This is a genomic window from Bacillus sp. PS196 (genome assembly GCF_037963555.1).
GTDB lineage: Bacteria > Bacillota > Bacilli > Bacillales > Bacillaceae > Bacillus > Bacillus subtilis.
In genome coordinates, this window is sequence record NZ_CP150159.1 from 1,433,113 (window position 1) to 1,448,557 (window position 15,445).

Here is a 15,445-nt window from a genome sequence, read left to right on the forward strand (position 1 = left end):
AATAACCACATAAGAAAATATGTTGTAGGTTGCTTTCTTTTTTTGTGGGGCATCCCACACAAGCTATCACGTGATCTCACACCTGAACGTTTTTTATAGACTAGTACCGCGACAAGTTATATTACAGATACATACCAATAAAGTAGACATTAAAAAGCGAAAGAGAGGATGGAAATGTGTGAAAATTCTTTTCCTTGAGAGTCATCCCATGTGGCTCTATGGTTTACCGAATGGGTTTAGGGAAGCAGGACATACCGTAATGATTTCCGGTCCTGTAAGTCGGGAAAATATCACTGAAATGATAGACGAATTTAAACCAGATCTAATAGTATCTATGGGATGGACACCAGAGCATTCAAGGGAAAAGCAGGCCTGGATTCGCAACGCTACTAAAAAGGTGAATATCCCTCTCGTTTATTGGGCAACTGAAGACCCGCTGCACACTCAAAACTTTACTATCCCGTTAATTAAAAAGATGAAACCGGATTTTGTTTTCACGGTTACGCCTTCTCTGTGTAAAACTTATGAAAGCATGGGGATTAAAGCAGCTCACTTAGACTTTGCATTTCACGAAAGTATACATCACCAGATTAAACCATTAGCGAAATACAGTTGTGATATAGCAGTGGTGGCTAATGCTTACCCTAATTTTCTTGAAGAACATCCGGAAGTGTTCCGTTCGTCCTCTTTAAAAACGCTTATTCGTCCTCTTATACGGAAGGGTATTCGCATTGATTTTTGGGGGAGAAACTGGGAAAAAATGAGTAAATATATAGGAAGAGAAATTCCCCGCAATTGGATCCATGGATACCTTGATTATACTGAAGCATATAAAGTTTACAGTTCAGCAAAAATCATTATCGGTTTGCAAAACTGTGAAAGCCAACTTACGCAACGCACCTATGAGATTCTTGGTTCCGGGGGGTTTTTATTGACATCGGATACACCAGCAGTTCGAGATAAATTCAAACCTGGCCGCGATCTCATCGTTTCTTCCTCCCCAAAAGAAACTTTGGAAAAGGTTAAATACTATTTGAATCATGATAGCGAGAGAAAAAAGATTCAGATAAACGGTAAAAAGGCTGTAAAGAATGATTCCTATCGGCATAGAGCCGAGAGAATGCTTGAGGTGCTAAAAAGCAGAGGAATTATAAGAAACTTAGGGGAAACCATTCATTATGTAGATGTTCTCAAAGAAAAATACGTGATCCATCATGTTACTCCCGGTGAGACATTATCAATAATTTCCAGGAAGTATAATGTTTCCCTGCAGCAACTCATGGAGCTTAATCATTTCAAATCAGATCAAATATATGCTGGACAAATCATTAAGATTAGAGAGAAACTGTTTAGAAATATTAATAACAAATTATTCTAAAGGAGAGTAATATGAATGAAGGGGAAAATACCTAAAATAAGAAATCAAGCGAATAAAGTAAAAAGAACGCCTCGTTATATGGAATTTCCCGTAACATACGAAGTGTATCATGTGGAATCCGGCGATACATTATGGACGATTGCCAAATCCTTTAAAATTCCGGTACAACAACTTATGAATCTTAATAAGCTTTCTTCAGATAGAATTTATCCTGGACAAATTATAAAGATAAGAGAAAGATAATCTTTGAGGTTTCGGAAACGAATCAAATTGAAATGACAATCCTCATTTTTTTATTTGTGGGGAACTTGATATTTTTGGGGATGAAGGGGTTATGAGATGTTTCAAATGAGCTATTTCTATTCTGGATTAGGATGGGATTTTATTCAACACGTTGATCAAACGAACGGAGTATTAAATGTTGTGTCTCCTGATTTTTTCTATATCAGAAAAGATGGATCATTACTTCTCCGTTCAGCTAATCCCGATGTGATTAAAGCTCTTCATAGAAGAAAATTAAAAGTAGTTCCTTTTCTAAGCAATCATTGGGATCAGGATTTGGGACGATTTGCATTAATGAACCGAGTTCTTTTAGCTAAACAAATTTCTCATGCAATAGAAGAACTGGATTTGGACGGAGTTAATATCGATATAGAAAACCTTACAGAAAAAGATCGGAATCTATTTACAGATTTTATTAGATTAGTAAGGAAAAGTATTCCTAAACATAAAGAAGTATCAGTTGCAGTGGCGGCAAATCCTTTTGGCTGGACGAAGGGCTGGCACGGATCATATGATTACGAGTATTTAGCTAAATATGCAGATTATCTTATGGTTATGGCCTATGATGAAAGCCGCCTTGCTGGGCCTACCGCAAGTGTAGGATGGGTGGAAAAGTCCATTCAATATGTTCTGACCCAAAAAATCTCTCCTCAAAAACTAGTTTTAGGATTGCCATTCTATGGCCGCTGCTGGATGGAAGGCCAATCTGCCTCTCAAGCCATTCCCCTTTACCTTGTTGACTCATTAGTAAAAAGGCATAGCGGAACAATTATTTTTGACACCAAGAGTCAATCTCCAAAAGCTATTTTTACTGTCAATCACGATAACAAGGGGCCGTTGCCTTCGGGAACATATACATTATGGTTTGAAAATGAACAGTCACTCAGAGCAAAAATAAAACTTGCTCAAAAATATAAATTGAAAGGTCTTGGCAGCTGGAGTCTTGGACAAGAAGATGCGTCAGTCTGGAATACAGTGTTTAAAAATATATAATGATTTATAGTTCAGAACAAAATTCGAAGATAATTGCAATGAATCTCTAAATGGACATACTGAAAGGAGTTTATTACGAGTGCGGGTAAAACAGTGTGGGCATTCCATAGGCCCTTCTCCCGAAATGTTATATACGAGGCATTACATTGGGCTTGAAATCCCCATTCAAACTTATGTTATAGTACGCATTTCAAGTAATTACGGATGTGTTGAATTTATTCTGCTTCCATGATTTAATCATACACATGCTACCTTAATAGCAGGATTATTGCATTTCATTCAGAATTGTTCAGGATCGATATGGAAGCGCACGAATAACTAGAACTTAAAAAACATACACTCATATACTTCCTGAATGGATGCTGGTTTATCTAAAAAACATGATGAGAATTGATTGGCCGCTCTCATTAAAGGATGGGGAAATTCAAGGCGCCAAGGTACGCATGGTGAAACATGACTTGTTGATAATCGACCATATAGTTTCTCCTTAGAAATGAGGGGGTTTTTACATAAAAAAGACGAGCGAATCCGGGGGGAATTCCACTCGCCGCTTTCTAATGAAAAGACGGGATGCTGGATGGCAGCTCGTCTGTTTTATTATAATTCAACGAACGTATGTTTGTAAAGGTGTCTTTTCGAATGAATTGGTTCATTTAACCGTTAAGAACAGATTCATTGTAAACATTCGCTAAGGTATGCTAAGATGCATGGACTATAAAGGAGTGATATGAAGTGAAGACATTGCGGTTAAACAATGTAACGTTAGAAATGGCTGCATATCAAGAGGAGAGCGAGCCGAAGCGAAAAATTGCATTTACCTTAAACGTTACGAGTGAGACTTACCATGATATCGCTGTACTGTTGTATGAAAAAACGTTTAATGTCGAGGTTCCGGAACGCGATTTTGCCTTCCGGGGGGAAATGACAAATTATTCAACATCATTGACCAACCTGTACGAACCAGGGGCCGTCAGCGAGTTCTATATAGAAATAACGGAAATAGACAAAAACGCCGATTCATGATCGGTGTTTTTTATGTAAAAAAGCTGCCGGCCGGCAGCTTTTGAGAAAGCGAATTTCATATGTAAGGTGTTAAATTGTCCGTCTTGCAGTTTTTGAATAAATGTGGAAATAAGGAGGTTTTAATAGGAGTCTCTGATGATCTTATAATTTTTATGATTAACAACTGTCAATGAATCTAACTCAAGATCCCGATAGTTATCCATGATCGTCACATCAACGATAACAGAATTCTCATTTACTTTTTCAACAACACCGGTTAATCCGTTTTTAAATTCAATGACATTCCCAACCTTAGCGATTTTCACAAGCTTCCTCTCCTTTAAACATAATAATGCCTTTTGAAAGTATTTTGCAGTATTTTCATTGAGAAGTAAAGCGATAAGGAGTTTTATCTCCCTTATGAATTGTTCTGTCGCTATAAAGATGATATATTGATTTTCGTCAATAGAAAGAAAAGGGGGGAATTTTTGTTGCGTCCCGAAGAAATAACAGAAATGATTGAACAGCTGCGCACCGGCGCCATAAATGAACTGAGAGTCCAGAAAGAGCATTTTCTTGATTTCAGGGCCGTGTTATCTAAACAAGATGATTTTAAACATTTCCGAGGAATTGCCCAGCAAGGCGGAGATGTTATCTTTCAATACTTAGAACAGCCAAGAAGCTGAAGGTTTCTCATACGTGAGAAGCCTTTTTATCATATATGACAGAATACAAGCCTTTTATTACAGCTGTCTGTAACAGGTGTAAATAAAATGTAAAGTGCCAAAGATGGATAAACATGTTTTAATTTAACAATATTTATAGAATTTCAGACTGTTTTTTTGCCATTAAGCAGTGAGTCATCCTCTTTATTCCATCCTGATACCTCCTTGGGAGAGTTGGAAAATCTTTTTCCGTGAAAATGAATGGATCTCTTGTTAAGGTTATGAAGTGTTTTTTGGAGCACTTTAAGGAGGAAACTGTATGACAACGAAATTCACTGCTCTGGCTGTTTTTCTTCTTTGTTTCATGCCTGCAGCCAAAATTGAGCATACACAAGCTTCACTACTGAGCGCAAAGAAGACAAAACATGAAGAAGCGAAATGGCTTACACATATAGATCGAAATACGAATGAATCTTTCCCTTCACTGTCTGCTGATAAAGACAAGAAAATAAAACCGATTAAGCTATCAGCACACACTGAAAAGAAAGAGAAAGATAAACCGGACAAAACAAATGATGAGAAAGAAACATATACACAGTCTGAAAAAGAGTTGCTGTCCCGTCTCGTTCACGCAGAGGCCAAAGGAGAATCATATAAAGGCAAGGTCGCTGTAGCAAGCGTTGTACTGAACAGGACGGAGAAAAAAGGTTTTCCTGATACGATAAGAGGAGTTATTTATCAGAAAAACGCCTTTGAACCGGTCGCAAACGGGAGCATTAACCAAAAGCCTGATAAAGAATCGATTGAAGCTGCCGAAGAAGCGCTGTCCTCAAAAAATAGAGAAACAGATGCCATATTCTTTTATAATCCGAAAACAGCGTCAGATAATTGGATTCGTTCAAGAAAAATCGTAGAAAAAATCGGCAGACACGTTTTTGCCGTCTAAGCATAGAAGAGACAATTTGTCTCAGCTGTGCTTTTTTTCATATAAAGAGTAAAAATAAAATAATTTTTGAACTTGTCTCATATGATGTTGGTAGTACAAGAGACAAGGAGAGACATCATGAATCGATTTGTGAAAGGGATCATTCTTTTATCCATTGCCGCCTTTTTCGCTGAATGCCTTGAATTTGTCGTCAATATGATTTTGGCGCGGGAGCTTGGCGAGCATGGGATGGGGCTTTACATGAGTATTTTGCCCACGATCTTTTTAATTATTGTCATCGCGAGCCTGGAACTGCCGATATCCATTTCTAAATTCATTGCCGAGTCAAATCCTAAGCTTCATGAAAGCATGCTGAGGCACGCTTTCAGAATGACAGCCATTTTTACTGCTTTTTCTACTGCCGCCGCTAGTATTGCGCTTCCGTTTATTCCGGTATTTGATACATACCACCCGTTTATTAAAGGGATTGTCATCGGCTTAATTCCTGTTGTCGCCTTTACTTCAATCGCCAGGGGCTACTTTATGGGTGTGCAGAAAATGGGGAAGATCGCAATTGCCAATGTGCTGAAAAAAATCATCCAGCTCTTGTGCTTATTCCTCTTTTTTCAATGGTACTCATTTGAATTGGACATGGCTGTGCTGATTTCCTTGTTTGTTCTGGTCGTGAGTGATGTGGTCGTGCTTGTTTATTTATATTCACAATTTATCATGGCAAGGCGGGCGTTATCCGGCCAGCAGCACATTCATTTGCGCGGAAAGGATGTAAGGAAAAGACTGCTTGCTGTTTCAATTCCTACAACAGGACTGCGTATTTTTCATGCGGTTGTCAATGCAATTGAACCCTTTTTAGTAAAAGGAGCTCTTTTGGCTGCGGGCGTTGCCGGGACAGCGGCGATCGATCAATACGGAATGCTGGCAGGAGTGGCTGTGACGATAGGGTCGTTCCCTGCTTTTATTGCCCATTCGTTAATGGTCGTCATGATACCGAGTATTTCGGAAGCTTATGCACTTTCTCAGTATGACATCGTGTTAAAAAGGCTGAAGCAGTCGATTTTCATTACATTAGGTTACGGTATACCTGCCGTCTGGGTCATGTTCCAGTTTGCGGGACCTCTCACGCATTTGTTTTTTCACTCTCCTGAAGCGCAGTATTATTTGCAGCTGTTGTGGCCTTACTTTCTCTTTCATCTGTTTGTCATGCCGCTGCAGGCGTGCTTAATCGGGATGGGTTTTGTGAAAGAGGCTTTTTATCACAATGTATGGAGCCATATCATTGCGCTAAGTATGATGTATGTACTGGGATCAATGGAGAATCTGCAAATGCTCGGGATTATCCTTGGAATGAACACTGGCATGATTCTTTTGACGAGCCTGCACTATGCCACGATCTGCAAAGCATTGAAGGTATCCGTATTTCTTACGGGAGGGACCAGAACGCCGCGAATTGAAGGATGATAAAGGAACTGCTGGGGCAAGCTAATTGAAAAGCATGAAAGGAAGATTCCATGTTGACGAAGCGCTTGCTTACTATATACATTATGTTATTAGGGTTGATTGCATGGTTTCCAGGTGCGGCACAAGCTGAGGAAAAACAGCCTGCTGTTCCCGCTGTTTTTCTTATGAAAACGATAGAAGGGGAGGACATCTCGATTCCGAATAAAGGGCAAAAAACAATTCTCCATTTTTGGACGTCATGGTGTCCGCCCTGCAAAAAGGAGCTTCCACAGTTTCAATCGTTTTATGATGCCCATCCATCCGACAGTGTAAAGCTGGTAACGGTGAATTTAGTGAATTCGGAACAAAATCAGCAAGTCGTTGAAGATTTTATTAAAGCAAACAAGCTGACGTTCCCGATTGTTCTTGACTCAAAAGGGGAATTGATGAAGGAGTATCATATCATTACGATCCCAACATCATTTTTGCTGAATGAAAAGGGAGAAATTGAAAAAACAAAAATTGGCCCGATGACAGCGGAACAACTGAAGGAATGGACGGAAGAATAGCTGAGAGCATAGACTCTCAGCTTTTTTCATATAGAGAAGAAGCGAATAAACATTAATGATAATTATTATCAAAAAGAAATTAAAATAATTATAATTGAAATTCTCTTCGTGCGTGCTATAATAAAGGAAGACATCAAGAAATAACTGACGATAAAGCTGTCTTTTGGGCAGCGATTTTGTTTTTATAAGAGAAATGAAGATGATTTACGTTCTCAATTAGAGAGGAGAATTCGATATGAATGAACAAGTTATCGTTCAACGCGACCCGCATGAGCCATTGAAAACAGACAAGAGGGAAAAAAACTGGGCACAGCACGCGGAGCTTATTGCAGCACTTGTATCAGGCGCTCTTATTTTGGCAGGCTGGCTCTTATCCGGATATCAGGTATTATCCATAATACTTTTCTTGCTGGCTTTTGTGATCGGCGGATTTGCTAAAGCGAAGGAAGGAATCGAAGAAACACTCGAATCCAAAACGCTGAATGTAGAACTTTTAATGATTTTCGCTGCCGTTGGTTCCGCCTTGATCGGATACTGGGCAGAGGGTGCTATTTTAATATTTATTTTTTCCTTAAGCGGAGCTTTAGAAACATACACGATGAATAAAAGCAGCAGAGATTTAACGTCTTTAATGCAGCTTGAGCCTGAAGAAGCGACATTGATGGTCAATGGTGAAACCAAAAGAGTTCCGGTTTCAGACTTGCAGGCCGGTGATATGATTGTGATCAAACCTGGAGAACGCGTAGCGGCAGACGGTATCATTGAATCGGGCTCGACAAGTCTTGACGAGTCGGCTTTAACAGGTGAATCAATGCCTGTAGAAAAAAACACAGGCGACACTGTATTCACAGGAACGGTGAATCGCAATGGCTCCTTGACTGTCCGTGTCACGAAAGCAAATGAAGATTCGTTATTCAGAAAAATTATCAAATTGGTTGAATCAGCGCAAAATAGTGTTTCACCCGCGCAGGCTTTCATCGAACGATTTGAAAATGCTTATGTGAAAGGTGTGCTAATTGCGGTGGCGCTCCTTTTATTCGTCCCGCACTTTGCGCTGGGCTGGAGCTGGAGTGAAACCTTCTACCGCGCAATGGTGTTTATGGTTGTCGCGTCACCTTGTGCGCTTGTCGCCTCTATTATGCCGGCGGCGCTGTCCCTGATTTCAAATGGCGCCCGCAACGGTATGCTTGTGAAAGGAAGCGTCTTTCTTGAACAGCTGGGCTCAGTGCAAATGATCGCCTTTGATAAAACCGGCACTGTAACAAAAGGCCAGCCTGCCGTAGAGACGATCAGAATAGCAGAAGGATTCAGTGAAGCGGAAGTTCTTGAGGCTGTCTATGCCATCGAAACGCAATCAAGCCATCCGCTCGCCCAAGCCATAACGGCGTACGCTGACAGCCGTGGCGTGAATCAGTTCGGCTACATATCTATAGAAGAAACCTCAGGGTTTGGCGTTATGGCAGAAGTGTCGGGTGCGAAATGGAAGGTCGGTAAAGCAGGTTTTATCGGCGAGGAAATGGCAGCACAATTTTTGAAACAAACAGCATCCGATGTCATTCAAAGCGGTCATACAATTGTATTTGTGAAAAAGGATGATCAAATAGCAGGCTGTATCGCACTGAAGGACCAAATCAGGCCTGAAGCAAAAGAGGTCATGGAAGAACTGAACCGACTTGGGATTAAAACGGCCATGCTGACAGGAGATCACGAAGACACGGCTCAAGCGATTGCCAAGGAAGCCGGCATGACAACTGTCGTAGCAGAATGCCTGCCTGACCAAAAAGTGAATGAAATCAAACGGTTAAAAGAAGAATTCGGAACGATTGCAATGGTGGGTGACGGAATCAATGATGCGCCGGCACTCAAAGCGGCGGATGTCGGCATTGCGATGGGCGGCGGAACAGATGTAGCACTTGAGACCGCTGATATGGTCCTCATGAAAAACGATTTGAAAAAGCTCGTAAACATGTGCCGCTTGTCTCGGAAAATGAACAGGATCATCAAACAAAATATCGTGTTTTCTCTAGCTGTAATCTGCCTGCTGATTTGTGCAAACTTTTTGCAGGCGATGGAATTGCCATTTGGCGTGATTGGTCATGAGGGCAGCACGATTTTAGTCATACTAAACGGTTTAAGACTCCTAAAATAAAGCCAGCAGCCTAATCAGGCTGCTGGCTTTTTATGTATCAAGCTTTCCCTTCATTTTTGTCTTTATCAGATCTTTTCATAACCAGGATGAGAGCGAGGATGCAGCAAAGGAAACCCGCTGCACAGCCTATGATAGAGCTGTAATAATAAAAGCCCACCATCTTCATCCCGATAAAAGGAGCGGAAATTCCCAAAACCGTTAAGAGCATAACTGCTTTTCGTCTGAAAAAATTCATCAGCAAACGGAACAACCCCCCTGCGATTGAACGTTACTGTCAGTATACAGGAAGAGGAGCAGGAAATAAAATGCATTAGAAAATGAAGGCGTCGTGAAAGGCAAACACCGGTAAAACCTGTTACAATGGAAGACAGAACAATGCATTGCAAATGGCAGGGAGGAACAAGAAGTGAATAGAATACAACGCGTCTCTTCATGGCTGAAGGAAGCGGGGCATACTGCCGCATTTATTCATACAAAAGAAAATGTTTTTTACTTAACCGGTTTTTACACAGAGCCGCATGAAAGATTAATGGGGTTATTTATTTTTCAAGAAGAGGAGCCTTTCTTTGTTTGTCCAGGAATGGAAGCAGGACAGGCCCGCAACGCAGGCTGGAATCATGAAATCATTGGCTATGCGGATCACGAAAATCCATGGGAGCTGATAGAGAAGGCCTTGAAAAAGCGAAATATCAGCATACATACGCTTGCGGTAGAAAAGGATTCAATCTCGCTATCACGTGCAGAACAGCTGAAGCATGCGACGGGCGGGGCTCAATTTGTTTCAGCAGAAGAAACACTCAATCAATTTCGCCTGATTAAAGATGACAATGAGATTCGTTTGCTGAAAGAGGCGGCAAAGCTTGCGGATTACGGTGTTGAAGTCGGTACAGCCGCTTTGCGTGAAGGCATCAGTGAAGTGGAAGTGCTCGCTCAAATTGAGTACGAACTGAAGAAAAAAGGAATTCAGGGCATGTCTTTCTCTACAATGGTTTTATTCGGAGAAAAATCTGGCCAGCCTCATGGAAATCCTGGTACAGCCACGTTGAAGAAAGGTGATTTTGTTTTATTTGATCTCGGTGTTATTCTTGATGGCTATTGCTCTGATATTACAAGAACGTTTGCATACAAAACCATCAATCCGAAGCAGGAGGCCATTTACGAGACTGTGCTTCAAGCGGAAAAAGCCGCGATTGAGGCAAGCAAACCCGGTGTGAGAATCGGAGATCTGGATTTAACTGCCCGCGGAATCATTGAAAAAGCGGGATATGGTGATTATTTTCCTCACCGGCTTGGGCATGGACTCGGAATTTCAGTCCATGAGTATCCATCAATGAGCCAGGCCAACGATACACTGCTGCAGGAAGGCATGGTCTACACGATCGAACCGGGGATTTATGTGCCTGAGATCGGCGGCGTGCGCATTGAGGATGACGTTCACGTAACAAAGGACGGAGCAGTTGCTCTGACCCAATATCCAAAGGAGTTAATCATACTGCCGTAATAGAAATAAAAAAGGACTTTGTTCTCGACATCGTCCTTTTTTATCTGCATTAAATAAAAAAATCATCAAATGTTCGAAAGGGTTTAATTTCATGTTTTTGGTTGAGAGGTTTTACAGCAAGACAGCTGCCACCGAGAACAGTGAGACATAACCCAATTAAAATGAAGAAACCCATGTGATCTTCTCCTTTCAGCTTAAAACACAAAAAGATATCTGGTACGTCCATATCATATTGTATGAAACGCATTCCAGATCAAGGGGATTTAGAAAGAAGGGAATCTATGGCTAATATTAAAGACATTGCAGAAAAAGCCGGTGTCTCTGTTACAACGGTTTCCCGAGTCATAAACAATCATCCATACGTCAGTGAAGACAAACGAAAAAGAGTGTTTGAGGCAATGGAATCATTGGAGTACACGAGAAATATTCACGCTGTACATTTGTCGAAAGGATTTTCAAACATGATTGGTGTTGTCTTGCCGACGGTTAATCTGCCATATTTTGCAGAGCTGATTGCAGGAATAGCCGACGCAGCCGCGGAATCCGGGGTTCACCTCTCTTTATTCCAAACAAACTATGAGGTACAAAAAGAAATCTTTGCGCTGTCCCAATTAAAGCAGCGCCAGGTTGACGGCCTGATTTTTTGCTCAAAGGCGCTTGCTGATGAGAAACTCATGGAATGGGAGGGCCCGATTTTGCTTTGCCAGAATTCAGATAATGCCCGCTTCCCAACCATCAGCATTCCTCACCAAGAAGCATTTCGGAACGGCTTGGACTATTTAATTGCCAAAGGGCACAAAAAAATAGCCATCTGTTTGGCAAGAAAAAAAGGCATGAACAGCCATTTTCGAATCAAAGCCTACAAAGAGGCATTGGAAGAGATCGGCGAGGCATTTCGTGAAGACTGGGTAATTGAGAAAGCGATTACAATCAATGATGGGAAGGCGCTTTTTCATAAATGGAATACGTGGAAGGAAAAGCCGACGGCTATTTTTGTTGCCAATGACCAAGTCTCAGCAGGGCTTTTTCTTGAAGCAAAGAACCAGCGGGTGTCAGTACCGGATGAGCTTGCAATCTTAAGCGTTGATAACCACGAAATCAGCCAAGCGCTTGAAATCACAACGATCGATATTCAGACAAGGGAAATGGGAAAGCAGGCATTTGCCATACTGGAAAAAAGAATTCAAGGACAGCCGATTGAAAGGAAAGTTCTGGATTACCGTCTCATCGAAAGATCGACTGTTTAGTGAATGCATTGAAAAAAGGTTTGACGTGCATTCTGTTCGTTATGTACGATATGAGGTATTGAATGACAAAGGAGCTGAGGATCGTGAATGGGTCCTTCACAGTGAAAAAGGTACTGAATAATAACGTATTAATTGCTTCTCATCATAAATACAGCGAAGTCGTTTTAATCGGAAAAGGTATTGGTTTCGGAAAAAAACAAGATGATGTCATTGAAGATAAAGGCTACGATAAAATGTTCATTTTAAAAGACGAGAAGGAACAAAAGCAGTTTAAAAAGCTCCTTGACTATGTTGATGAAAAGCTCGTTGATATTTCAAACGATGTCATCTATCACATAAGCAATAGGACTAATCACTCATTAAATGAACATATTCACATTGCGTTGACAGACCATATCGCATTTGCGATCAAAAGGCAGCAGCAGGGATTTGATATGAAAAATCCATTTCTAATGGAGACTCAGTCACTATATCCTGAGGAGTACCAAATTGCCAAAGAAGTCATAGATATGATCAATGAAAAAGCGGGAATCTGCCTTCCGGAAGGGGAGATTGGTTTTATCGCTCTGCATATCCATTCAGCGTTGACAAACCGTCCGCTGTCCGAGGTCAATCAGCACTCTCAGCTCATGGCGCAGCTTGTCGAGGTGATTGAAGACTCATTTCAAATGAAAGTAAATAAGGAAAGTGTCAACTATTTGCGGCTGATCCGACATATCAGATTTACAATAGAAAGAATTAAAAAAGAAGAACCGACTAAAGAACCAGAAAAATTAATGTTGTTATTGAAAAATGAATATCCGCTATGCTACAATACAGCTTGGAAATTGATTAAAATCTTGCAGCAAACATTGAAGAAACCAGTTCATGAGGCGGAAGCGGTTTATCTGACGCTTCATCTGTACCGATTAACCAATAAAATTTCATAAATTCAGTTTATCCTTATAACGTGTTACTGATTCGATCAGGCATGAGTGATTGAGGGAAAAAAACGGGAAGTTCATTCTCGTTCTTTTGCGCACCCAATTTTGCTCATGCCTTTTTGTTGTGTAAAAGGGCAAATGTAAACGGTTAAACTGGAAGACTTACGCCTGTGAATTCGTTGTCATGATTTTTAGCTGTAAGGTCAGACTAGTAAAAAGAGGAGGTCAATTCTTATGTTTAAAGCATTATTCGGCGTTCTTCAAAAAATTGGGCGTGCGCTTATGCTTCCAGTTGCGATCCTTCCGGCTGCGGGGATTTTGCTTGCGATCGGGAATGCGATGCAAAATAAGGACATGATTCAGGTCCTGCATTTCTTGAGCAATGACAATGTTCAGCTTGTAGCAGGTGTGATGGAAAGCGCTGGGCAGATTGTTTTCGATAACCTTCCGCTTCTTTTCGCAGTAGGTGTAGCCATCGGGCTTGCCAACGGTGATGGAGTTGCAGGGATTGCAGCAATTATCGGTTATCTTGTAATGAATGTATCCATGAGTGCGGTTCTTCTTGCAAACGGAACCATTCCTTCGGATTCAGTTGAAAGAGCCAAGTTCTTTACGGAAAACCATCCTGCATATGTAAACATGCTTGGTATACCTACCCTGGCGACAGGGGTGTTCGGCGGTATTATCGTCGGTGTGTTAGCTGCATTATTGTTTAACAGATTTTACACAATTGAACTGCCGCAATACCTTGGTTTCTTTGCGGGTAAACGTTTCGTTCCAATTGTTACGTCAATTTCTGCACTGATTCTGGGTCTTATTATGTTAGTGATCTGGCCTCCGATCCAGCATGGATTGAATGCCTTTTCAACAGGATTAGTGGAAGCGAATCCAACCCTTGCTGCATTTATCTTCGGGGTGATTGAACGTTCGCTTATCCCATTCGGATTGCACCACATTTTCTATTCGCCGTTCTGGTATGAATTCTTCAGCTATAAGAGTGCAGCAGGAGAAATCATCCGCGGGGATCAGCGTATCTTTATGGCGCAGATTAAAGACGGCGTACAGTTAACGGCAGGTACGTTCATGACAGGTAAATATCCATTTATGATGTTCGGTCTGCCTGCTGCGGCGCTTGCCATTTATCATGAAGCAAAACCGCAAAACAAAAAACTCGTTGCAGGTATTATGGGTTCAGCGGCCTTGACATCCTTCTTAACGGGGATCACAGAGCCATTGGAATTTTCTTTCTTATTCGTTGCTCCAGTCCTGTTTGCGATTCACTGTTTGTTTGCGGGACTTTCATTCATGGTCATGCAGCTGTTGAATGTTAAGATTGGTATGACATTCTCCGGTGGTTTAATTGACTACTTCCTATTCGGTATTTTACCGAACCGGACGGCATGGTGGCTTGTCATCCCTGTCGGCTTAGGGTTAGCGGTCATTTACTACTTCGGATTCCGATTTGCCATCCGCAAATTTAATCTGAAAACACCTGGACGCGAGGATGCTGCGGAAGAAACAGCAGCACCTGGGAAAACAGGTGAAGCAGGGGATCTTCCTTATGAGATTCTGCAGGCAATGGGTGACCAGGAAAACATCAAACACCTTGATGCTTGTATCACTCGTCTGCGTGTGACTGTAAACGATCAGAAAAAGGTTGATAAAGACCGTCTGAAACAGCTTGGCGCTTCCGGAGTGCTGGAAGTCGGCAACAACATTCAGGCTATTTTCGGACCGCGTTCTGACGGGTTAAAAACACAAATGCAAGACATTATTGCGGGACGCAAGCCTAGACCTGAACCGAAAACATCTGCTCAAGAGGAAGTAGGCCAGCAGGTTGAGGAAGTGATTGCAGAACCGCTGCAAAATGAAATCGGCGAGGAAGTTTTCGTTTCTCCGATTACCGGGGAAATTCACCCGATTACGGATGTTCCTGACCAAGTCTTCTCAGGGAAAATGATGGGTGACGGTTTTGCGATTCTCCCTTCTGAAGGAATTGTCGTATCACCGGTTCGCGGAAAAATTCTAAATGTGTTCCCGACGAAACATGCGATCGGCCTGCAATCCGACGGCGGAAGAGAAATTTTAATCCACTTTGGTATTGATACCGTCAGCCTGAAGGGCGAAGGATTTACGTCTTTCGTATCAGAAGGAGACCGTGTTGAGCCTGGACAAAAACTTCTTGAAGTTGATCTGGATGCAGTCAAACCGAATGTACCATCTCTCATGACACCGATTGTATTTACAAACCTTGCTGAAGGAGAAACAGTCAGCATTAAAGCAAGCGGTTCAGTCAACAGAGAACAAGAAGATATTGTGAAGATTGAAAAATAAGGGTGTTAGTACGCCGTGCTTG

Annotated in this window: 15 protein-coding genes; 13 read left to right on the forward strand and 2 right to left on the reverse strand. The window is 41.5% G+C overall.

The window, feature by feature from the left end; translation table 11 throughout:
- Positions 1-178: 178 nt before the first annotated feature.
- From ykvP to NST79_RS07655, 4 genes are all read left to right on the forward strand, one after another.
- A complete protein-coding gene (gene ykvP, locus NST79_RS07640) occupies positions 179-1,378 on the forward strand; it encodes a spore protein YkvP (protein ID WP_041052604.1) in 1,200 nt (399 codons plus the stop codon).
- Positions 1,379-1,393: 15 nt separating this feature from the next.
- Positions 1,394-1,621 (forward strand): LysM peptidoglycan-binding domain-containing protein, encoded by a 228-nt coding sequence (locus tag NST79_RS07645; protein WP_017695061.1) that lies wholly within the window; start codon positions 1,394-1,396, stop codon positions 1,619-1,621.
- Positions 1,622-1,717: 96 nt separating this feature from the next.
- Positions 1,718-2,653 carry a glycosyl hydrolase family 18 protein gene (locus tag NST79_RS07650; protein ID WP_038427622.1) on the forward strand — a complete coding sequence of 312 codons (936 nt, stop codon included), beginning with the start codon at positions 1,718-1,720 and terminating at the stop codon, positions 2,651-2,653.
- 732 nt (positions 2,654-3,385) lie between these two features.
- Positions 3,386-3,676: a YkvR family protein gene (locus NST79_RS07655; RefSeq protein ID WP_029317722.1), complete on the forward strand. Its 291-nt coding sequence runs from the start codon at positions 3,386-3,388 to the stop codon at positions 3,674-3,676.
- A 119-nt stretch (positions 3,677-3,795) separates the two neighbouring features.
- Here the strand turns inward: NST79_RS07655 and NST79_RS07660 are convergent, their stop codons facing one another.
- The gene (locus tag NST79_RS07660; RefSeq protein WP_003232446.1) at positions 3,796-3,981 is read right to left on the reverse strand and encodes a YkvS family protein; all 186 of its coding nucleotides are present in this window, start codon (positions 3,979-3,981) and stop codon (positions 3,796-3,798) included.
- A gap of 165 nt (positions 3,982-4,146) precedes the next feature.
- Here NST79_RS07660 and NST79_RS07665 point away from each other — a divergent pair, with 165 nt between their 5' ends.
- From NST79_RS07665 to pfeT, 5 genes are all read left to right on the forward strand, one after another.
- The gene (locus tag NST79_RS07665; RefSeq protein ID WP_003218622.1) at positions 4,147-4,341 is read left to right on the forward strand and encodes a hypothetical protein; all 195 of its coding nucleotides are present in this window, start codon (positions 4,147-4,149) and stop codon (positions 4,339-4,341) included.
- A gap of 298 nt (positions 4,342-4,639) precedes the next feature.
- Positions 4,640-5,266, forward strand: a complete 627-nt coding sequence (locus NST79_RS07670; protein WP_003232442.1) for a cell wall hydrolase — start codon at positions 4,640-4,642, stop codon at positions 5,264-5,266.
- 117 nt (positions 5,267-5,383) lie between these two features.
- Positions 5,384-6,721: a sporulation protein YkvU gene (ykvU, locus tag NST79_RS07675; RefSeq protein ID WP_041337667.1), complete on the forward strand. Its 1,338-nt coding sequence runs from the start codon at positions 5,384-5,386 to the stop codon at positions 6,719-6,721.
- A 50-nt stretch (positions 6,722-6,771) separates the two neighbouring features.
- The gene (stoA, locus tag NST79_RS07680) at positions 6,772-7,269 is read left to right on the forward strand and encodes a sporulation thiol-disulfide oxidoreductase StoA (RefSeq protein ID WP_003245444.1); all 498 of its coding nucleotides are present in this window, start codon (positions 6,772-6,774) and stop codon (positions 7,267-7,269) included.
- Positions 7,270-7,504: 235 nt separating this feature from the next.
- Positions 7,505-9,418: a heavy metal translocating P-type ATPase gene (gene pfeT / locus NST79_RS07685; RefSeq protein ID WP_212060931.1), complete on the forward strand. Its 1,914-nt coding sequence runs from the start codon at positions 7,505-7,507 to the stop codon at positions 9,416-9,418.
- A gap of 37 nt (positions 9,419-9,455) precedes the next feature.
- Here the strand turns inward: pfeT and NST79_RS07690 are convergent, their stop codons facing one another.
- Positions 9,456-9,659 (reverse strand): hypothetical protein, encoded by a 204-nt coding sequence (locus tag NST79_RS07690; protein WP_014476643.1) that lies wholly within the window; start codon positions 9,657-9,659, stop codon positions 9,456-9,458.
- A 165-nt stretch (positions 9,660-9,824) separates the two neighbouring features.
- On the opposite strand from NST79_RS07690, the gene papB reads away from it, so the two are divergent.
- The 4 genes from papB to ptsG all read left to right on the forward strand — a co-directional run bounded on the left by papB (position 9,825) and on the right by ptsG (position 15,423).
- Entirely contained in the window at positions 9,825-10,919 is a 1,095-nt protein-coding gene (gene papB / locus NST79_RS07695) for a di/tri-peptidase (protein ID WP_015715797.1), read from the forward strand.
- 281 nt (positions 10,920-11,200) lie between these two features.
- On the forward strand, positions 11,201-12,166 hold the full coding sequence (locus tag NST79_RS07700; protein ID WP_212060934.1) for a LacI family DNA-binding transcriptional regulator: 966 nt from the start codon (positions 11,201-11,203) through the stop codon (positions 12,164-12,166).
- A gap of 62 nt (positions 12,167-12,228) precedes the next feature.
- The gene (gene glcT, locus NST79_RS07705; RefSeq protein ID WP_003218635.1) at positions 12,229-13,095 is read left to right on the forward strand and encodes a ptsGHI operon transcription antiterminator GlcT; all 867 of its coding nucleotides are present in this window, start codon (positions 12,229-12,231) and stop codon (positions 13,093-13,095) included.
- Between the two features lie 228 nt (positions 13,096-13,323).
- Positions 13,324-15,423 carry a PTS glucose transporter subunit IIABC gene (gene ptsG / locus NST79_RS07710; RefSeq protein ID WP_003244661.1) on the forward strand — a complete coding sequence of 700 codons (2,100 nt, stop codon included), beginning with the start codon at positions 13,324-13,326 and terminating at the stop codon, positions 15,421-15,423.
- The last annotated feature ends 22 nt before the right edge of the window (positions 15,424-15,445 follow it).